The sequence below is a fragment of the uncultured Methylovirgula sp. genome, assembly GCF_947646745.1.
Taxonomy (GTDB): Bacteria; Pseudomonadota; Alphaproteobacteria; order Rhizobiales; family Beijerinckiaceae; genus Methylovirgula.
In genome coordinates this window covers 1-19,968 of record NZ_CANSHK010000027.1, presented here as the reverse complement: position 1 = coordinate 19,968, position 19,968 = coordinate 1, and the positions used below count along the sequence as shown (strand labels likewise).

Annotated in this window: 17 protein-coding genes and 1 pseudogene; 13 read left to right on the top strand and 5 right to left on the bottom strand. The window is 61.0% G+C overall.

What is annotated here, in order from left to right:
• Positions 1-16 precede the first annotated feature (16 nt).
• A complete protein-coding gene (gene fumC / locus Q0025_RS09420; protein WP_297298317.1) occupies positions 17-1,420 on the top strand; it encodes a class II fumarate hydratase in 1,404 nt (467 codons plus the stop codon).
• A gap of 17 nt (positions 1,421-1,437) precedes the next feature.
• Here fumC and Q0025_RS09415 read toward each other — a convergent pair whose 3' ends face one another.
• Both Q0025_RS09415 and Q0025_RS09410 read right to left on the bottom strand, forming a co-directional pair.
• Positions 1,438-2,205 carry a transporter gene (locus Q0025_RS09415; protein WP_297298315.1) on the bottom strand — a complete coding sequence of 256 codons (768 nt, stop codon included), beginning with the start codon at positions 2,203-2,205 and terminating at the stop codon, positions 1,438-1,440.
• A 117-nt stretch (positions 2,206-2,322) separates the two neighbouring features.
• Positions 2,323-3,702 (bottom strand): transporter, encoded by a 1,380-nt coding sequence (locus tag Q0025_RS09410; protein WP_297298313.1) that lies wholly within the window; start codon positions 3,700-3,702, stop codon positions 2,323-2,325.
• Between the two features lie 298 nt (positions 3,703-4,000).
• Between Q0025_RS09410 and Q0025_RS09405 the strand changes: the two genes are divergently transcribed.
• The 8 genes from Q0025_RS09405 (at position 4,001) to Q0025_RS09370 (ending at position 12,231) form a co-directional block, all read left to right on the top strand.
• Positions 4,001-4,537, top strand: coding sequence for a hypothetical protein (locus tag Q0025_RS09405; protein WP_297298311.1), 537 nt, complete (start codon positions 4,001-4,003; stop codon positions 4,535-4,537).
• 90 nt (positions 4,538-4,627) lie between these two features.
• Complete coding sequence (locus tag Q0025_RS09400; RefSeq protein ID WP_297298309.1) at positions 4,628-5,491, top strand: RMD1 family protein; 864 nt, start codon at positions 4,628-4,630, stop codon at positions 5,489-5,491.
• A 109-nt stretch (positions 5,492-5,600) separates the two neighbouring features.
• Positions 5,601-5,945, top strand: a complete 345-nt coding sequence (locus Q0025_RS09395; protein ID WP_297298307.1) for a DUF6582 domain-containing protein — start codon at positions 5,601-5,603, stop codon at positions 5,943-5,945.
• A gap of 345 nt (positions 5,946-6,290) precedes the next feature.
• Positions 6,291-8,759: an HAD-IC family P-type ATPase gene (locus tag Q0025_RS09390; RefSeq protein WP_366939436.1), complete on the top strand. Its 2,469-nt coding sequence runs from the start codon at positions 6,291-6,293 to the stop codon at positions 8,757-8,759.
• Positions 8,760-8,871: 112 nt separating this feature from the next.
• Positions 8,872-9,615, top strand: a complete 744-nt coding sequence (locus Q0025_RS09385) for a dienelactone hydrolase family protein (RefSeq protein WP_366939433.1) — start codon at positions 8,872-8,874, stop codon at positions 9,613-9,615.
• Between the two features lie 10 nt (positions 9,616-9,625).
• Entirely contained in the window at positions 9,626-10,294 is a 669-nt protein-coding gene (locus Q0025_RS09380; RefSeq protein WP_297298300.1) for a phosphoribosyltransferase, read from the top strand.
• Positions 10,295-10,313: 19 nt separating this feature from the next.
• On the top strand, positions 10,314-10,868 hold the full coding sequence (locus tag Q0025_RS09375; RefSeq protein ID WP_297298297.1) for an HPF/RaiA family ribosome-associated protein: 555 nt from the start codon (positions 10,314-10,316) through the stop codon (positions 10,866-10,868).
• Between the two features lie 16 nt (positions 10,869-10,884).
• Complete coding sequence (locus Q0025_RS09370) at positions 10,885-12,231, top strand: erythromycin esterase family protein (protein ID WP_366939432.1); 1,347 nt, start codon at positions 10,885-10,887, stop codon at positions 12,229-12,231.
• A gap of 23 nt (positions 12,232-12,254) precedes the next feature.
• Here Q0025_RS09370 and Q0025_RS09365 read toward each other — a convergent pair whose 3' ends face one another.
• The 3 genes from Q0025_RS09365 to Q0025_RS09355 are packed head-to-tail and all read right to left on the bottom strand — an operon-like array spanning position 12,255 to position 14,190.
• On the bottom strand, positions 12,255-12,626 hold the full coding sequence (locus Q0025_RS09365; RefSeq protein ID WP_297298295.1) for a carboxymuconolactone decarboxylase family protein: 372 nt from the start codon (positions 12,624-12,626) through the stop codon (positions 12,255-12,257).
• A gap of 33 nt (positions 12,627-12,659) precedes the next feature.
• A complete protein-coding gene (locus tag Q0025_RS09360) occupies positions 12,660-12,863 on the bottom strand; it encodes a DUF2892 domain-containing protein (protein WP_297298293.1) in 204 nt (67 codons plus the stop codon).
• A gap of 49 nt (positions 12,864-12,912) precedes the next feature.
• Positions 12,913-14,190, bottom strand: coding sequence for an FAD-dependent oxidoreductase (locus Q0025_RS09355; protein WP_297298291.1), 1,278 nt, complete (start codon positions 14,188-14,190; stop codon positions 12,913-12,915).
• A gap of 156 nt (positions 14,191-14,346) precedes the next feature.
• On the opposite strand from Q0025_RS09355, the pseudogene Q0025_RS09350 reads away from it, so the two are divergent.
• The 4 genes and pseudogenes from Q0025_RS09350 to Q0025_RS09335 all read left to right on the top strand — a co-directional run.
• Positions 14,347-14,619: pseudogene (locus Q0025_RS09350) on the top strand (metalloregulator ArsR/SmtB family transcription factor); the annotation flags it as partial.
• A gap of 76 nt (positions 14,620-14,695) precedes the next feature.
• Positions 14,696-15,061 (top strand): rhodanese-like domain-containing protein, encoded by a 366-nt coding sequence (locus Q0025_RS09345; RefSeq protein ID WP_297298288.1) that lies wholly within the window; start codon positions 14,696-14,698, stop codon positions 15,059-15,061.
• 23 nt (positions 15,062-15,084) lie between these two features.
• Complete coding sequence (locus tag Q0025_RS09340; protein ID WP_297298287.1) at positions 15,085-16,077, top strand: efflux RND transporter periplasmic adaptor subunit; 993 nt, start codon at positions 15,085-15,087, stop codon at positions 16,075-16,077.
• Complete coding sequence (locus Q0025_RS09335) at positions 16,074-19,286, top strand: efflux RND transporter permease subunit (RefSeq protein WP_297298285.1); 3,213 nt, start codon at positions 16,074-16,076, stop codon at positions 19,284-19,286. The genes Q0025_RS09340 and Q0025_RS09335 overlap by 4 nt, the downstream gene beginning before the upstream one ends.
• Positions 19,287-19,968 lie beyond the last annotated feature (682 nt).

The following is a 19,968-nucleotide window of genomic DNA, read 5'->3' as shown; positions in this document are numbered from 1 at the left end:
TACTTCGGAGTTGAGCATGACCGAATTTCGCATTGAGACCGACAGCCTCGGCGAGGTCGATGTTCCCGCCGACAAGCTTTGGGGCGCACAAACCCAGCGTTCGCTGAAATATTTCAGCATCGGCAGCGATCTGATGCCGCGCGAGATGATCGCGGCTTATGCGATCCTCAAGCATGCGGCGGCCGACGCCAATCGCGCCGGGCATCGGCTCGGCCAATTGCAGCATGAATTGATCACCACGGTCTGCAACGAGATTCTGGCTGGGCAGCACCGGCAAATGTTTCCGCTGCATGTCTGGATGACCGGCAGCGGCACGCAGTTCAACATGAACGTCAACGAGGTGATCGCCAATCGATGCTGCCAGCTCGCCGGCACGGATCTCGGCAGCAAGACGCCGGTTCATCCGAACGATCACGTGAACTTGTCGCAATCGTCGAACGATTCCTTTCCATCGGCGATGAACATCGCCGCCGCGCTCGGCGTCGTGCAGCGCCTGGTTCCGGCGCTCAAGGCGCTACGCGATGCGATTGCCGCCAAGGCTGCCGAATGGGACGATATCGTCAAGATAGGCCGCACCCATATGCAGGACGCGACGCCGCTCACCCTCGGCCAGGAATGGTCGGGCTATGGCGCCATGCTCAGCGACAATATCGCGCGCATCGAAGATGCGTTGAAAGGCGTCTATCGGTTGGCGCTTGGCGGCACTGCGGTCGGGACCGGCATCAATGCGGCACCCGATTTCGCTGAAGCCGTTGCCGCCGAGATCGCCAAGCTCACGGGCTTGCCGTTTATCAGTGCGCCGAACAAATTTGCGGTGCAGGGCGCTCACGATGCGCTGGTGCATCTTTCCGGCGCTTTCCGGACGCTCGCGGTCTCGCTTTATAAAATAGGCAACGACATCAGGCTGATGTCGTGCGGGCCACGCGCCGGCTTCGCCGAATTATTGATCCCGCAAAACGAGCCCGGATCGTCGATCATGCCGGGCAAGGTCAACCCGACCCAGGCCGAGGCCCTGACGATGATCGCCGTGCAGGTCATGGCGAACGATGTCGCCGTCGGTTTCGGCGGCGCCGGCGGCGAACTTGAGATGAATGTCTATAAGCCGCTAATGATTCATAATATTATGCAGTCGATCGGGATCCTGAGCGGCGGCTGCACCAATTTCCGTATGTATCTCGTCGAGGGCACGCAGCCGAACCGCAAGAAGATCGCGCAGGACGTTAGCAATTCTCTTATGCTCGTTACCGCGCTCGCGCCGGTGATCGGCTACGACAAAGCCGCGCAGATTGCCCATCACGCGCTCGACCACGATCTCACGCTGCGAGAGGCCGCCCTGCAACTCGGCTTCGTCAGCGCCGAGGAATTTGATCGCATCGTCGACCCGGCCCAGATGGTCAAGCCCTATATTGCCTCCGATTGAGGCTCGGCAGACGATCGTCAGAACTGCCAAGTCAGCTTCAGCTCGCTCTTAAAATCATAAACCGGATAGTCCCTGACAATCGGCACGCTGACTTCGATCGATACGATCAGACTGCTCATGAATTTTTTTCCGATCGCGGCATCGAGCGGAAGAAAGAGGCGTCCGGTCTGGCCGGGAACGGGCGTGCCGAAATTGATGCGGATATCGTTGCTCGGATAGAGCGTCACGAACCAATCGTTCGGCAGACCGATATTCAGCGTTGGTGCGATCTGAGGCTCACGAATGACCCGCGCCGCGGGATTGCCTCCAAAGCTGATGGCGTAGCGCACCACTGGGACGAAGTAAGTATCGGATCCGGCTTCCAGAAACGAATAGCGGACGCCGGCCGCGGGCATGATCTGCCAGCGGTCCAAGCTGACGGAATCCGTCGCCGTCGGCGCCACGAGCCGTGCGCCAAAGCCGTAGGCCCAGCGCTCGCCGGCCGAATGGATAAGAGCGGCCTGAAAAATAGCGTCACCGAGGCCGGCCGCATTTTGGGCGCCGGGCGGATCGAACGTCGTCGTGGTCTTCTCGACAAACGGTGCCTGGATCTGCGTCCCAACCTTCCAGTTTTCGCCGAGATCGAGCTTCGAATTATATTGTAGGATTTCGATCTCGCGCTCGGTGGCGCTCGTCGGCGAGGACGACTTTCTAAACTCGAGGCGTAAAGTCGCGCTCGTCTCAGGGCGCGTGAAATCGCCATTGTTATAACTTGAGTCGAGCGCGGACCCGCTCTGCGTCGCCATTGCGGAATCGAGCGAGAATGATTGCGCGCCGGCGGATGTGCTGAGCGAAAAGCAGGGAAGAAGCCCCAAGATGAGGCTTGCCGCAATATCCTTTCCAGCCAGCTTCGTCCGCGCCTCCTAGTGTTTGTCGGGCGGCGCTGGCGCTTGCGATACCGCGAAGGTCAGCCACGCATTCCAGCCATAGGGGCGATTTTCCGCTGCAAACTCCTTATAGGCCTTCACATTCACATAACCCTGCAATTTCCCCATAGGGATGATGTAGCCGACTTGAGCGCCGAGACTGATCACGCGTGATTCGAAGCAGCCGACTCTATCGCCCGCGCCGCTGTCGCAGGTCAGTTGCTCGTAGGCATAGCCGACAGCGCCGAGCTGTAATTGCTTCGTGAAAAAACGCGACGCGCCCCAGTCGAAGTGCATATCGATGCCATTTTGGTATCGCGTATACGGATTTTCGAAATTGTAGGTGAAACCAAGCACACCTGAAATCTCATTGCCCGTCTCCGGATTGAAATAGGTGTAGCCGCCGCCGACATCTGCGCCGCCGTGGCCAATTCCGAGGTTGACGAGATTATTGGGATGGTAGACGCCGATCGGAATGTCGGTCAGCGCGTAAGTCATAAAATTGCTGACCCCGGCGTTCCAGCGCAAGGTCGCGACGGGCGCGAGATCGCCGAAGCCGAGGACGTCGCCGCTGGTTCCCCTCGAGACGGTAAAGCCTTGCGGCCCGACCGACCCGTTCAACGTGGCGTTGACGCCGGCCTCAGCCCCACCGTAGGGAATGATCATTGCGACGGTCGCCTGACCGCCGAAAACTGGCGATGCAAATGTATAACTTGGCAGCCCAAGATAGAGGTCGGCGCGGCCGTCTAAACGGGCATTGAGATTTCCGTTGAAATTGACCGTCAGGTCGCCGCGCGTGACCTGACGCGCGAAGGCGACGCTGCCACCGGCGCCGACGGAGGGTACGTAGAAGATATTGGCATAGGCAAAGCCCGGCGATTGCGGCACCGCGGCGAGACTGCCGAAGAAGCCTGGAAGCCAAAGGCTGACGCCGGTTTCGTCAGCGCGCGCAAAACTCGATGAAATAGCCAAAGCAGCAATCGCCGCAATCAACACATTTAGAAAAGAAAAAACGCGATCTCCGTCAAAATAACATCGTTCGACGGTGCTTGCCTTGGTTTTGCAATATAGATGCGGCACGGCTTTCCCCGCGTCGTTGCAATCCATGCACTCAAAAATCTTCGTCGGAAACAGCTCAGCTGACCAGCAAAGAATAGTGAATCCGCAACAAGTTGTGACGTTTTTGACCGCGCGTGGCACAGCTATCACAATGAGGCTTAAGGCGACCGGCATAGCGGCGAACGTTTGCTGTCGCATCGGCGATCGGATCAACCAAACCGTAAGCCGCTCTCGCACGGCCGGCCCAGGAACCATTGTGCGCCGCCGCGATCCAAGCTTTGGCTGGGCGTTTCTGATGCCACATTTTGGCTGCAACATTGCCACTTGGGGATTGCAGGGTGTGGCTTAAGGCGTTGGCTCCAACGCCTGCGGAAGTCCTTACTTCGACTCCTCTCGCTTGAGCACGCATATGCTTGACGCTCTCGACAAACCCGTTCACAGCGCCGTTCCGCTCCTCAGCGCCGATACGGCTCCGCCGCCATCAGACGCAGCTCCCCTTGAGATAAAGGTGGAGCCGGCCGATGCCATCTTCGGCTCTCTGCCTCCGAAGGATTTGGGGTCTATCCCTCCCGAAGAGACAGAGAAGACATCGACGCCGAGGATCGTTCCGCTGTTCGTGCGTTTCCTGCGATTTGCCGCGCGCACGGCGGTCGTCGCTTTTCTCTGTGCCTTGGCCTGGGCCATGGGCGCGTATTATTCCCGCGGCCATTCGTCGGTCGATCTCACGAGAGCCAGTCAGACTGCGCAGGTGCAGCAGAGCCCGGTGCACGACGAGGTCGCCAGCGCGATGCAGCAAATGGCGGACGAAATTCGCGCGCTTAAGACCAGTGTCGATGGCCACGACGCGGCACAAGACGCGGACTTGGCGAGCCTCAAGAAGAACGCGCCGGACCCGGCGCAGCATGCCACGGGCGCCGCGGCGGCCGATCTCGCCGGCCGGATCGACAAGCTGGAGACCGACCTGACGACGAGTCTTTCCCAAGTCAACCAACGGCTCGCCAGCATCGAGCAGCAAATGTCGGCGTCGCATGCCGCCGCTTTGGCGGCGCGGAGGCAATTGGCCCGCAGGCATGCGGAGCACGTTCATGACGCCTTCGACCCGTCCCAGGATCCCGCCGCTCCCGGAGCGCCACGCCCGCTCGGCGCGCGCTGAATCTGTCCGATTTCGCGGAAAACGTCGTAAGATGGTTCGGGATTAGGCAACCGGGCCACCGACGCCCAGCGAAATTGGGATATCCGCGAAATGCCGGATAGTGGGCAGAACGCCGCGATTGATCATGTTGGCCCGCCACCGGTCGCTCCGGGCATTGCCCAGCCCACCACGAGCGTCCTCGCGCATGCCATCCACGTCGGCGATCGGATCGACGCCTCCGGGTTCGAGCGCGGCGACATGATCGCGACCGTGCCGCTCGCGACGCGGCTGACGCCGACCAAGTTCATCGCCCTCTACCGCTTCGGGGTCGTCGTTTTCGCGGGCTTGAGCCCGGCCGAGGAGACCGCTTATCTCGAAAAGATCGCAGGGCGAATTTCCGGCCGGCCGGACGGCAGAAACGAGGAAACGGCGGCGCTTGAGATCCGGTCCGATTACGATGATCGTGTCAAACCCGGCGGGCCCGTCGAAATTCCCGATCTTTCGCCGGCGCGCTTTCTCGTCGTTGCCGACGTTCTCGCGAAATCCGTGTCGCTGGCGCGGGCAGAGAATAAGCTCGGCGGCGTTTTCGACGCGATCGAGCCCTTTGCCGGGGAGCTGGCACGGACCGGCCGACCGCCCGGCAATCGCCGCTCGATGCTCAAGCTCATCGGTCAAGCCCTCATCGCGCAGCACCGCATTTCCGGTCGCATCGCGGTCGAGGAAAAGCCCGACATTCTTTGGGACCATCCGAGCCTCGAGCGGCTCTATGCACGACTCGAGGACGAATATGAGCTGAACGAACGCGCCAAGGCCGTAACGCAAAAACTGAATGTGATCGTCGAGACCGGCGAGGCACTCACCGATATTTTGGACGTCGATCGCTCAGCCCGGCTCGAAGTGATTATCGTCGCGCTCATACTCCTCGAGACTTTGGTCATGCTGCTGCAGATCTTTCTGGCCCGCGGCCACGCCTAAAGCCGTGATCACGTTATGGCCGCGCGGGGCGCGGCAGTCTTTGCAACTTTGAGATGCGGCTGGCGTTGCCGCAAGGCGATGCTGAATAAGCCTGATCGCGGAGGCGACGATGAAGGCGACCTGGACACCCCACGAAAAACATGGCGAGCTGACCAAACAGAGTGACCTGCCGGGCAGCGTATACGCCTTTCCCAACCAGCGGAAAGAACCGCTGACAGATGCCAAACATGTCCGCAACGCCATCGCGCGTTTCGATCAGGTCGTTGGCGTATCTGACCACGACCGAGAGTTGGCCTTCGCCAATATCAAGAAAGCGGCAGGCCACTACGGCGTCGACATGACCGAGACCGATTGGCACGAATTGGGAAAAACGCCCTCGACCGGCCGGAGCGCGGAGGATCGTCATCGTTCAGCGCAGAAGGCGGCGGCCACTCGAAAGAAGCACGGCACCTGATGCTTCTAATGGTACCAACAGTGCCCGTGTCGGCAGACGCGATGGTGCGGGTATAAGAAGTGAGGGCCGACGCAATAGCGGTACCAGTGGTAACCGGTCTCGCCGACCCGGTAACAGCCGGCCTCCGCCGGCAACACCACCGCCATCGCCAAAATCGCAGCGACGGCGGCCAGCAAAGAAAATCTGCGCATGAATATCTCCCAATGCGGCTCGCGGCCTCGTTTCACAACGCGGGTTACAGTTTCATAGCTGCCACGCCGGGACGTATCCTTGCGCGAGATCAACTGGCATAGACCTTCCACCACGACGCTCGACAGTAGCGCACAGGATGGCCGGGGGATTGATATGCCGCAAGGCGCCAACGTCATCCCACCTTATTTCTTAATCTCATCCACGGGATATGGTGCATTGGCTCCGGGCGTTTCGTTGCATTCTTCCTCGGCTACGCGCGATTCACCTTCCGGTGTCGTGCCTATGCAAGACGCAGCCGCCGGTCCGTCTCGCGCGACGAACGATACCGGCTTGACCTCGAGCGAAGCGGCAGAGCGCCGCGCTAAGGTCGGGCCTAATGAGACGGCCGAACCGCGCTCAAGCGGCACAGAACGGTTCTTGCGGCATTTTTGGGCTCCGGTACCCTGGATGCTCGAGGCGACTGTCATCCTCCAACTCGCGGTGGGTGAGCGCGTCGAAGCGACGATGATCGCAGGGCTTTTGATCCTCAATGTCGCGATCGGCCTCATTCAGGAAAATCGCGCCGATGCGGCCTTGGCGCTGCTGAAACAAAAGCTGGCGCTCAAAGCGAGAGTGAAACGCGACGGCGCGTGGCTCGCGTTGCCGGCGGCCGACCTTGTGCCGGACGATGTCGTTCAGCTCTCGCTCGGCGTGGTGGTGCCCGCCGACACGCTGATCCTCGAGGGCTCCGTCTTGCTCGATCAATCGACGCTGACCGGCGAATCCCTGCCGGTCGAAGCCGGCGTTGGGTCGCAAGCTTACGCCGGCGCCTTGGTGCGGCGCGGCGAGGCCATTGCACGCGTCACCGCGACGGGCGGGCGCACCTACTTCGGTCGCACTGCCGAACTGGTGCGCATCGCTCACGTCACGAGCGCCGAAGAAAAAGCCGTGCTCGGCCTCGTTCGCAATCTGACGATCGTCAATATTGCGATCACCATCGGTCTCGTCGCTTATGGGCACGCGCTGTCACTGCCCAGCGATCAAATCTTACAGCTCGTCCTGACCGCGCTTCTCTCCGCCGTGCCGGTTGCGTTGCCGGCGACTTTCACCTTGGGCGCGGCTTTGGGTGCACAATCGCTCACTCTCAAGGGCGTCTTGCTCACCCGGCTCAGCGCACTCCACGAGGCGGCGACGATCGACGTCCTTTGCGCCGACAAGACCGGGACGCTGACCAACAACCGGCTCGAGGTCGCTGAGGTGCGGCCGCTTGCGGACGGGTGGACGGCTGGCGACGTCCTTGCCTTCGCCGCCCTTGCCAGTTCGGCCGAGGGTCAGGATCCGGTCGATGCGGCGATCCGCAAGGCGGCACGGGCACAGACCGCGACGCGACCCGTGCCAACTGCGGAACGCTTCATCCCCTTCGACCCGGCGCGCAAAAAAGCCGAAACCCTCGCACGCGATGCGGACGGACGAACCGTTTACATCTGCAAGGGTGCACCGTCCGACGTCGCACCGCTCGACGCCGAGGCCGAGGCCGCATTGCAGCGTCTCTCGCGCGTCGGATACCGCACCCTTGCGGTCGCGGCAGGGCCGCAGGGTGCGATAGCGTTGGTCGGGCTGATCGCGCTGAGCGATCCGCCGCGTGCCGACTCAGCCGCTCTGCTGCAAGAGCTTCGTGCCCTGGGCGTGCAGCCTGTCATGGTCACGGGCGATGCCGCCGCGACCGCGGCAACAGTCGCCCACGAAATCGGACTCGACGGCCGCATCTGCCCGCCCGGACAAATTCCAGACCGCGCGAATCCTGACGATTTCGCCGTCTATGCCGGTGTGTTCCCAGAGCAAAAATTTCGCCTCGTCAAAGCCCTGCAAAACGGCGGCCATGCTGTCGGCATGTGCGGCGACGGCGCCAACGACGCCCCGGCTTTGCGGCAAGCGCAGATGGGCATAGCCGTTTCGACCGCCACCGACGTCGCCAAGGCCGCCGCCGGCATCGTATTGACCGATCCGGGTCTTGGCGGGATTGTCGCGGCAATCCGCGAGGGGCGCATCGTCTTCCGTCGCGTGTTGACCTATACGTTGAGCATCCTCGTCAACAAATGCGTGGCGCTGGTCGTGCTCGGCGCCGGCCTGGTGCTGACCGGCCATCTCGTGCTTACGCCTCTCCTGCAGGCGCTGTCCATGCTGACCAATGACTTCGTCAGCATGGCGCGGACGGCGGACCGAGCGACGCCATCGCCGAAGCCGAACGCTTGGCGCGTCGGCAATCTCATGTTCGCTGCCGTTCCGCTCGCTTTGTTCAAATTCGCCTTTTGCATCGGCATTCTCGCCATCGCATGGTTTCGATATCATTTGAGCATCGGCCAAATGCAGACCCTGACCTTTGTCATGCTCGTCTTCGCCGGGCAGGCGGTCGTCTATGTCCTGCGCGAACGCGGTCATTTCTGGTGCTCGCGGCCAACGCGGACCATGCTTTTCTGCACGCTGGCCGACATTGCCGTCGTAACCGGATTCGCACTGGCTGGCGTTCTGATGCAGAAATTGCCGCCCGCGGTCATTTTGGCTCTGTCCGGCGCAACCGTTGTGTTCGCCTTTGCCCTCGACCAGATCAAAACCCAACTCCTGGCACGCTGGGCGATCGATTAGCCTGCGGCGGTGTGGCGCCCGTCATCTGATCGACGCCGCCGGTCTCCGCGCGTCGCGCGTCAAGTTGCTGAGCAAACCGAAGCACGGCGCGGCATTCATTTGATTTTTGTCAATGCCAGGCGTGTCGATCCGCGGAAGTTATTGCCATTGGTCGCGAGGTGCGCAGGGGTGCTCAGCGATGACGGCAGAGCAAGTCGCAGTTAAGGCACGTGATCTTCAATTGCCGGGCTTGGGGCTCGGCGCCACTTTGCGTCTGCCTGCATCGCCGCGCGGCATCATCGTCTTTGCGCATGGCAGCGGCTCAAGCCGCTTCAGCCCGCGAAATTCAGCCGTAGCTGGCAAGCTCAACCAGGCGCATTTCGCCACCCTCTTGCTCGATCTTTTGACGCCGTCGGAGGAAGCAGACAGACGCAACGTGTTTGATATTCCGCTGCTGGCTGATCGCCTCGCTTTCGCGGTGGAATGGATCGACCGGCAGCCTGAACTCTCTTACCTGCCGCTCGGATTCTTTGGCGCAAGCACCGGCGCGGGTGCCGCGCTCGTGGCGGCAGCCCGACTGCGCGATCGCGTCGGCGCAATTGTCTCACGCGGCGGCCGGCCGGATCTTGCCGGGCCGGCGCTTGCTTCGGTCAGCGCACCGACCTTGCTTATCGTTGGCGGCAACGATGAACCTGTCGTCGAAATGAACGAACGCGCTTTAGCGCAGTTACGGGCGCGCAAGGCTTTACGCATCATACCGGGCGCAACGCATCTATTCGAAGAAGCCGGCGCGCTGGAAAAGGTCAGCGAATACGCCGAGGAGTGGTTTATTCTCAATCTGACATCTCGATCCGGGACCGCGGCTGCGATGCATTAAGGGAAACGACATGCCTTTTCACGATCGTGCAGATGCGGGGCGACGCCTCGCCAAGGCGCTGCTCTCTTATAAGAATAAGGCGCCTATCGTTCTCGCATTGCCGCGCGGCGGCGTTCCGGTCGCGGCCGAAGTGGCACATGCGCTCGATGCACCGCTTGACCTTGTGCTCGTCCGCAAAATCGGCGTTCCGTTTCATCCAGAATTGGCGATGGGTGCAGTTGTCGATGGCGCCGCGCCTTTGATCGTGCGCAACGAGGACGTTATCGAGGCGGCACGCATTTCTGAGGCGGACTTCGCATCCGTCTGCACGCGCGAACTGGCCGAAATCCAACGGCGCCGGCGGCTTTATGTCGGCGAACGGCCGCATCCCCAATTAAAAGGCCGGGTCGCTATTCTGATCGACGACGGCATAGCCACGGGGGCGTCAACCCGCGCGGCTCTGCGCTCCGTGCGAAAGCAAGGGCCTGAAATGCTGATTTTGGCGGTGCCCGTCGCGCCAAGCGAGACGCTGCGGCAGCTTCAGGGTGAAGCCGACACCATCGTATGCCTCGAGTCCTACGAAGAATTCGGAGCGGTGGGATTTTATTATTCCGATTTCCGCCAAGTTTCCGATACGGAAGTCCGCGAAATTCTCGCCGCGCTTCAGCCGGCGGATTCGACGAGCGCCGTAGGCCGTTAATCCAAAAACAGGTGCTCCGATGCAAGTACCCTTAGAGATCAGCTTCCGCAATTGCGAGCCTTCCGAGCAAATTCGCGCCGAAATAGAGAGGGAGGCGAGGCGGCTTGAAAAATTCTTTGACAGGATCACCGCTTGCACCGTGGTCGTGACGGCACCGAGTTTGTTGCATCATCGCAAGGGTGCGCTGTTCAAGATCGACATTCGCATCGCGCTGCCGCAGCATAAGGATGTCATCGTCAATAAGACGCATGGCGATATCCATCAGCACGAGCATATTTCCGTCGCGATCAAGGATGCCTTCGCGGCGGCGCGACGCCAGATCGAAGATTCTGTTCGGGAGATGCGCGGTGACGTCAAACAGGATATCGCGCCCGAACGCGGCCGCGTAGCGAGACTCATTGCCGGCGAGGACTATGGTTTCATCGAGACCGGAGACGGGCGCGAAATCTATTTTCACCGCAATAGCGTCCTTGATGGCGCCTTCGACCGGTTGAAGGTCGGAGCTGAGGTTCGTTTCGTCGAAGAAGACGGCAACAAAGGCCCCCAGGCCACCACCGTATCTCTGGCGGCATGACGGGCGCGGAGACGGGATGATGGCCAATATCCTTACTACGGATCGTTTTCCGATCGAGGAGAACGAGAAAGATGTTTCGATCCTGCGCCGCTTTTGTGCGCCGTTGCCGCCGCCGGAACGGTGGGATGAGTTCGGACCGTTCTTCGATAGCTTCGGAGACGCCACTGTCGTCCTTCTCGGGGAGGGCAGCCATGGCACATCGGAATTTTATCGCGCGCGGGCTGCCATCACGCGTCGGCTGATCGAGGTCCATGGGTTTAACATTGTCGCTGTAGAGGCAGACTGGCCGGACGCGGCGTGGATTGACCGCTATGTGCGCTTTCATGCCCACCAGCCGTCGGCGGAAGCGGCCTTCGGCCGGTTTCCGACTTGGATGTGGCGCAATGTCGAAATGCACGATTTCGTGACCTGGCTGCGCGCGCATAATGAGAGGGCAGCGCCTGATGCGCGTGTCGAGTTTCGGGGACTCGACATCTACAGCCTAGGCCGGTCGATCGCCGCTGTTCTTGCTTATCTCGACCGCGTCGATCCCGACGGTGCCAAAGCAGCCCGCCGGCGTTATGCTTGTCTGACCCCGTGGCAGGATGATCCTGCCGGCTACGGCGAGGCCGCGCTGCATCTGCGTGAATCGCCCTGCGAGGACGTCGTCGTTGCGGAATTGCGCAGTTTGCTCGACAAGCGGCTCGATTATATTCGCCATGATGGCGAGGCCTTTTTCGATGCAGCGCAGAACGCGCGCGTCGTGCAAGCGGCCGAGCATTATTATCGGCTGATGTATCGCAGCTCGCGCGAGTCCTGGAACCTGCGCGACCGTCACATGTTCGACACGCTCGCGCGACTGCTCGCGGCGCGCGGAAAAGCCGCCAAGGCCGTCGTTTGGGCGCACAATTCGCATATCGGTAATGCTGCCGCGACCGCGATGGGCTGGCAGGGCGAATTCAATATCGGCGAGTCTTGCCGTGCAGCCTTCGGCGACGAGGCGGTCCTCATCGGCTTCGGAACGGACCGCGGAACTGTCGCCGCGGCCAGCGAATGGGACGGACCGATGGAAGTGAAAAAGGTGTTACCGGCGCGGCGCGACAGTCATGAACATCTGTTTCTGCAGACTGGCATCGCACGCGGCCTGACAGATTGGCGGCGGAGCGACCGAGCAGAACTAAGGGCCGTGCTGTCGAAACCGCGGCTCGAACGCGCGATCGGCGTCATCTACCGGCCGGAGACGGAGTTTCTGAGTCATTATTTCCAGGCCATTCTCGCCGACCAGTTCGACGCCTTCGTCTGGTTCGCCGAGACGCGAGCGGTCACGCCGCTGGCAAGTGGGCGTCCGCATGGCGAGCCGGAGACTTATCCATTTGGTCTATAGTGGGCGGGACGTGGCGGCGGACGCTATTTGACCACCGCTTCTGCGGCCCTTGTGGGTGCCGCAAACTGGTCAAAAGCTTCCACAGCCTGCGCCGCGTACATGACGCTTGGGCCAGCGCCCATATAAATCGCCATACCCATCGTTTCCATCAGCTCATCGCGGCTTGCGCCCTGCTTGACCGCCGCCTCGGCATGGAAGGCGATGCAGGCGTCGCAACGGACCGCGACGGCGATGCCGAGCGCGATGAGTTCCTTGGTCTTGGTATCGAGCGCCTTGGCCTCCAATGCCGCACGGGCGAGGCTCGAAAAGGCGCGCATGGTCTCCGGAGTTCCGGCCCGCAATTCTTTCAGCGGTTGGGAAAACTCGGCAGCAAGCCGCGGCCAATCCATGTGCATTATGGTCTCCTCCGTCTTCGCAATAGCCGGCAATTAGCGGAACGCATGGCCGGCGCGGATACCGATCTTCTTGAACGCCCAAGCGGCAGGGCAGAAGCCCGTGAATCCGGCTTGTAAAAGGTTCACGCCGATGAAGAGCGTCAAAAGTAGCCAATAAGGGCTGAGAAAATAAGTCAGGGCGAGGCTGACCAGGACCATGACGCCAGCGAATGAAATCACCGCCCGATCGAGGTTCATGTCACATCTCCGTTTTCGTTCATCTTTTCTCCGTGCATGCGCCGATGCCTCAAGCCGACTGCTTGAGCTTCTTGATGTTAAGCTTGTTCATCAGAAAGCGCTCGTAGAAAGGTTCGCTTTCGCCGCGCCGGACCTTGCGCAGAAAATATTTCTCGAAAGCCACTTTCGCCAGATGCACCCATGCACCTTTGGCAGACCAATTGACGTTGCGCGGCGGGATTTGCGGCTGCGCGACGAAGGCAACGCCGCCGTCGCCGAAATCGGCAAGACAGACGGCATTCCATGTCGGCTGGTGCGAAACATTCTTGCCCCTGAGTACAGCACCGATATTTTCCGCGGTGGCGGTGACCATCGATTCGATCATGAAGCCGGTCTTCGGTACGCCGACCGGTACCGGGGTCGCTCCGACCGGCGCGATGGCGACGCAGACACCGACTGCGAAAATCTCCGGATAGGCCGGATTACGCTGGTATTGATCGACGACGATGAAGCCGCGCGGATTGGTGAGCTTGTCGATGCCGCGCACGGCGCCGACGCCGCGGAAGCCCGGAATCATCATCGCATAGGCGAAGGGAAGCTGGTGGGTCTTCGCGACCGTGCCAGCCTCGGCGATCTCCTCGATTTCAACGGCGCCGTCCGTGACTGCCTTCACCCGCGCGTTGGTGATCCATTTGATATGCCGCTCGCGCAATTCGCTTTCGAGGACGGTCTTCGTGTCGCCCACGCCATCGAGTCCGAGATGACCGATATAAGGTTCTGGCGTCACAAACGTCATAGGAACGCGGTCGCGCAGGCCACGACGTTTCAACTCGGTATCGAGGATCAGGGCAAATTCATAAGCCGGCCCGAAGCATGAAGCGCCCTGGACGGCGCCGACGACGATAGGGCCGGGCGCGGCACAAAATTTCTCGAAAGCATCGTAGGCTTTTGTGGCATGATCGACATGGCAGACCGACTGCGTAAAATGGCCGGGACCGAAGCCCGGAATTTCGTCGAAGGCGAGTTCAGGCCCGGTCGCGATCACCAGATAATCATAGTGGAGCTCGCCACCGCCCTCGATCTCGATGCGCTTCTCACTGGGATGAATGCGCTTCGCGCCGCTGGTGATGAAACTGATCTTCTTGCGCTGGACGATCTGCGTTAGGTCGATCTTGATATCGGCCGGCTTGCGCCAGCCAATCGCAACCCACGGGTTCGACGGGACGAAATGGAAGCTCGGATCCTCGCCGATGAGGGTCAAATGGTCGCCTTTGCGCAACTGCGGCACAAGCTCATAAGCCATCAAGGTTCCACTCAAGCCCGCACCGATTACCACGATCTCAGCCATCGCTGTCTCCTCGCGTCGTATTGTTCATCCCTTAAATATACGCTGTCTCGAATATACGCAACTATGTACAAAAAAATATGATCTCGCGGCGCGCAGAACCTTGACACCCCGCAACATCGACGTATTTTCGTATCTATGAAGGTATCTCCCCTAGCAATGGACGCGGCGGCAGGACAAGCGAGCGAGCTCTTGAAATCGCTTGCCAACCGGCACCGCCTTCTCATCGTCTGCCAGCTCATCGATGGCGAGCGCTCGGTCGGTGAGATGGCCGATTTTCTTGGCATTCGCGATTCGACCGTCTCGCAGCATCTAGCCTTGCTGCGCAAGGATGGGATCGTGATGGCGCGGCGCGAGGGACAGACGATCTGGTATTCGATCGCGAGCGGCCCGGCGCAAGAGGTCCTCAAAACGCTTTACCGCATCTATTGCGGCCCGCAACCGATGTGCGAGCCGGACGCGGCCGAACCCAAATCGGCGCCCCGGAAGAAAAAAGGGACTAAGAGCAATGACCGCCCGCAACCGTCTGCAAGAGCTCACGCCGGCCGCCGTTCATGAGGCGCTTGAGGCCAATCGTATCCTTCTCGTCGATGTGCGTGAACCGAACGAATATGCGGCGCAGCGCATCCCGGGGGCTGTGCTCATGCCGCTCTCGACATTTGATCCATCGGTGCTACCCTCGCCCGACGTTCGCGACGTCGTTTTCCACTGCAAGGCCGGCTCACGTTCGGCAAAAGCCGTCGAAAAATGCTTAGCGAGAGGCGTTGCTCACACCACGCATCTTGCCGGCGGGATCGATGCCTGGAAAGCGGCGCGACTGCCGACGATACCGCCCTCGTCTTCGTTCGTGTCCGGCCTATTTGGCCGACGCTAGCCAAACCGGCGAAAGTAAGCGCGATGCGTACGGCATTTATTTTCCTCGCGATGTCGCTCGCCCTTCCGGCTGTTCCGGCGAGGGCCGCACAGACATTCACCGTCGAGCCGGCCACGATAGCCGACGAAAAGGCGGTCTTCGCCACTGTCGAAAGCCGCGAAGTCGTGCCGGCGCGGGTGCGCACCGGCGGCACCATTGCGAGCCTTTCGGTGCGGGAAGGCGATTGGGTCCAAGCGGGGCAGATCGTCGCCACCATCGGCGATGAGAAGCTGACGCTGCAAAAATCGGCGCTCGACGCGCAAATCGCGGGGCTCAAGGCGCAGCTCGAGCAGGCGCAGACGGATCTCGCGCGCGCCGCGGCATTGGTCGCGCGCGGCATCGTGAGCAAGGCGCAATTCGATGCGGCGACAACCGCAGCCGATGTGGCGGCCAACGCGCTGAAGGCGCGCATTGCCGAGCGCTCGGTACTCGAACAGCAACTGACCGAAGGCCAGGTGCTTGCGCCCACGGCGGGGCGGGTCCTCAAAGTTCCGGTGACCGCCGACACCGTCGTCATGAGCGGCGAGACGATTGCGGACATCGCGCGCGCCGATTTTGTGCTGCGGCTGCGCGTACCCGAGCGTCACGCGCGTTTTCTGAAGGCCGGCGACGAGGTTCGCATCGACGGCCGCGACATCGGCAAGCAAGGCGTGACGTTCGGTAAGATCGCGCTGGTCTATCCGCAGATCGAAAACGGCCGGGTCGTCGCCGACGCGCAAGTGGCGGGTCTCGGCGATTATTTTTTGGGAGAGCGGATCGAGGTCTGGATTTCCGGCGGCGAGCGCCGCGCTTTCATCGTGCCGGCGCATTTCATCGTGACCCGCTTCGGGCTTGATTATGCCCGTCTTCGTCAAGCGAATGGCACGACGATCGAGGTGCCGATCCAGCGCGGGCGCGAGCAGCCGCGCCCGGACATGCCGGATGCGCTCGAAATCCTCTCCGGATTGCAGGCAGGCGACGTCCTGGTGCAGCCATGAAGCTCGGCATTTCCGGCAGGCTCACGCAAGCCACAATCCGCTCGCCGCTCACGCCCCTGTTTCTGATGGCAGCCGTGATTGCCGGCTTGATCGCGGTGACGACCATCCCGCGCGAGGAAGAACCGCAGATCAGCGTGCCGATGGTCGACATCGTGGTCAATGCGGACGGGCTGAAGGCCCCCGACGCCGTCGAACTCGTGACCAAGCCGCTCGAAGCGATCGTCAAAGGCATCAACGGCGTCGAGCATGTCTATAGTCAGACGCAGGACGATCGCGTCATGGTGACGGCGCGTTTCTTCGTCGGTACCAGCGAAGATGATGCAATCCTGCGCGTTCAGGCGAAAATTCGCGCCAATTACGACCGTATCCCGACCGGCATTCCGGAGCCATTGATCGTCGGCCGCGGCATTAATGACGTGGCGATCGCAACGCTGACCCTGTCGCCGAAGCCAGACGCGGCGGCGCGCTGGACCGACAAGGATCTCTACGAGCTCGCCGACCGGCTGCGCACCGAGCTTATCAAGGTGGACAATATCGGCTTGAGCTATATTGCCGGCGGCACCGCCGAGCAGATCAGGGTCGAGCCCGACCCGGAAAAGCTCGCGCTCTTCGGCGTCACGCTCGAGCAGCTCGTCGGCAAAGTGCAAGGCGCGAACCGTTCTTTTCTTGCCGGAACGGTGCGCGATGCCGGCACCGAGCCGAACGTCGCGGCAGGACAGACGCTTTCCGGCGTGCCGGATATCGGCCTTTTGCTCATCACGACACGCGACGGACGTCCGGTCTATGTCCGCGACGTGGCAAAGGTTGTCGTCGGCGGCGCGCCTGTCGAGCATCGCGTGTGGACCTACAGGCCAGGCGGGGCGGGGCCATGGACCCGTGCGCCCGCCGTCACGGTCGCCTTCGCCAAGCGCGCCGGCGCCAATGCGGTCGTCGTCGCGCGCGACATCATCGCCCGCGTCGACAGCTTGAAGGGGAGCCTGATCCCAAACGACATCAATGTCGAGGTGACACGCGACTATGGCGCGACGGCCAACGAAAAAGCCAACGAGCTCTTGTTTCATCTGGCGCTTGCCACCGTCTCCATCGTCGTGCTGATCGCTTTCGCCATCGGGCGCCGCGAAGCGCTCGTGACTTTGGTGGTGATCCCGACGACCATCCTGCTGACGCTCTTCGCTGCCGAATTGATGGGCTATACGATCAATCGCGTCAGCCTTTTCGCGCTTATTTTTTCGATCGGTATCTTGGTCGACGACGCGATCGTCATCGTCGAGAACATCGCCCGCCATTGGGCGATGCACGATGGTCGCGACCGGACGCAGGCGGCCATCGAAGCCGTCGCTGAGGTCGGCAACCCGACCGTCGTCGCGACGCTGACCGTCATCGCGGCATTGCTGCCCATGCTGTTCGTCTCCGGTCTGATGGGCCCCTATATGGCGCCGATCCCGGCGAATGCCTCGGCCGCAATGCTGTTTTCGTTTTTTGTGGCGGTCGTTGTCGCGCCCTGGCTGATGCTGAGGCTGACGCCCGCGCGCCCCGCGGCCGCAAGCCACGAGCATGAAAGCGGAGACGGCGGAAAATTAGGCGCGCTCTATCGGCGCATGGCGCAGCCGATCGTGCGTTCGCGCCGCGCTGCCGCCATCTTCCTCGGTGCGGTCGGGGTGGCCACGGTTCTCGTTTGCCTGCTCTTTGCGACGAAGACCGTAACCGTCAAGCTGCTGCCGTTCGACAACAAATCCGAACTCGATGTCGTGCTCAACTTGCCGGAGGGCGCGAGCCTCGAAGACACCGAGCGCAAGCTCTTCGCCGCGGCGGGAATCGCGCAATCCATGCCCGAGGTCATTTCGATGCAGGCCTATGCCGGCACCGCGGCGCCCTTCAACTTCAACGGCCTCGTCCGCCACTACTACGGGCGCGAATCGCCGGAACTCGGCGAGCTGCAGATCAACCTTTCACCCAAAGCGGAGCGCGCCCGCACGAGCCACGCCATCGCGCTTGATCTGCGCCACAAGCTTGCGGGGCTCTCTTTGCCGACGGGATCGGTGATGAAAGTCGTCGAAGTGCCGCCCGGGCCGCCTGTCCTTGCGACATTGCTGGCGGAGATTTACGGCCCCGATGCGGCGACGCGACGCGCCGAAGCGGAAGAAGTCAAAAAGATCTTCAAGTCCATTCCCTACATCGTCGATGTCGACGATTCCTACGGACATCCGCGCCCGCGCCTGCGCATTTCGATCGACCAAGACCGGCTCGAATTCTTCGGCGTCGAGCAAAGCGATGTCTATGACACGATCCGCATGCTGCTTGGCGGCGTCTCGGTCGGCTATTCCTACCGCGGCGCCGAGCGCACGCCGATCGGCATCGTCATCGGCCTGCCCAAGAGCGATCTTGCCTGGACCGAACGGCTGGCTTCGACGCCAGTTCCCGCCAACGTGCTGCCGGGCAGCAATCGCATCGTCGAGTTGGGCGAGGTCGTGCACACCGCGATGGAGCAGGGCACGCCGGTCATCTTCCGCCGCGACGGCCATTTCGCCGATATGGTCACGGGCGAGCTCGCCGGTGCCTTCGAAGCGCCGATCTACGGCATGCTCTCGGTGGATGATGCCATCGCGCATCACGATTGGGGCAAGCTGCCGCGGCCGGCGATCGCCCTGCATGGCCAGCCCAAAGATGAAAGCAAGCCGACGCTGCTCTGGGATGGCGAGTGGGAGATCACCTATGTGACCTTCCGCGACATGGGTGCGGCTTTCGGCGTCGCGATCCTCGGCATTTACTTTCTGGTCGTCGCACAATTCGGCAGTTTCAAACTTCCGCTCGTGATCCTGACGCCGATTCCCTTGACGTTGATCGGCATCGTGCTCGGCCACTGGCTATTTCATGCACCGTTTACCGCAACGTCGATGATCGGCTTCATCGCACTCGCGGGAATCATCGTCCGCAATTCAATTCTGCTTGTCGATTTCATTCGCCATGGCGCAGGGGAGGGCAGGACTTTGCGTGAGATTTTGCTCCATGCCGGCGCGGTGCGCTTCAAGCCCATCCTCCTCACCGCGATCTCGGCTATGATCGGCGCGGCGACGATCTTGCTCGACCCGATCTTTCAAGGGCTCGCCATTTCGCTCTTGTTTGGGCTTGCCTCGTCGACGCTTCTGACGGTTTTGGTTATTCCGGCGATTTACATTCTCTTGCGAGACGGAAACGAGCAAAGGGCCTGAAACCAACCGTGGTGCGCCCAGCGTATCGCGTTCGATGGCCGCATTCCTACATTCTTCGAGAAACGAAAGCCTCCCACATAGAGGCACGTTGCACCGAACGATTTTCTAGTTTTTACGGACCACTGCTTTACACGGAAACGTGATCGTCCGGCACCGGCCGCGAGAGCGGAAAAAATACCAGTACGGCAAAACGGCCCTTCTGCGGGAGAAGGGCCGTCTACTGACGCGCCTCACAAAATGGGTGGGGGTGAGGCGCAGCGAAAGCTTACTCTCTATTTCGAATCTCCAAATTAAAAAGCGCAATATAATCTCTGTTTCACACGGCAGATGATTTATGAGCTTGGTTTTGGATCGATTTCTTTACGAAATTCGTCGATGCGAATCCCCTAATTAAAAACTATCAATTGGCGTCTCAAAGATCGCGCAACAGTCATGATGCGCGTGAGGAAAATAGTCACTCGCGCCTACCTCTCGTTTTCGTGTCACGTTCGAATTTTTTTTTAATTACCTCGTATATTCTCGCGCGTTATACGCCAGCCGGTCCAGCCAGAGCGCGGACTCAGTCAAAGCTCTTATCATTCAGATGTCTCCGCTCAGTCGGCGGAAGACAAAGTAGGAATATTCTGTCGCATGATCGGCATTGTCAGGATCGCGCTGCAGCGGCCTTATACGTTCGTCGTCA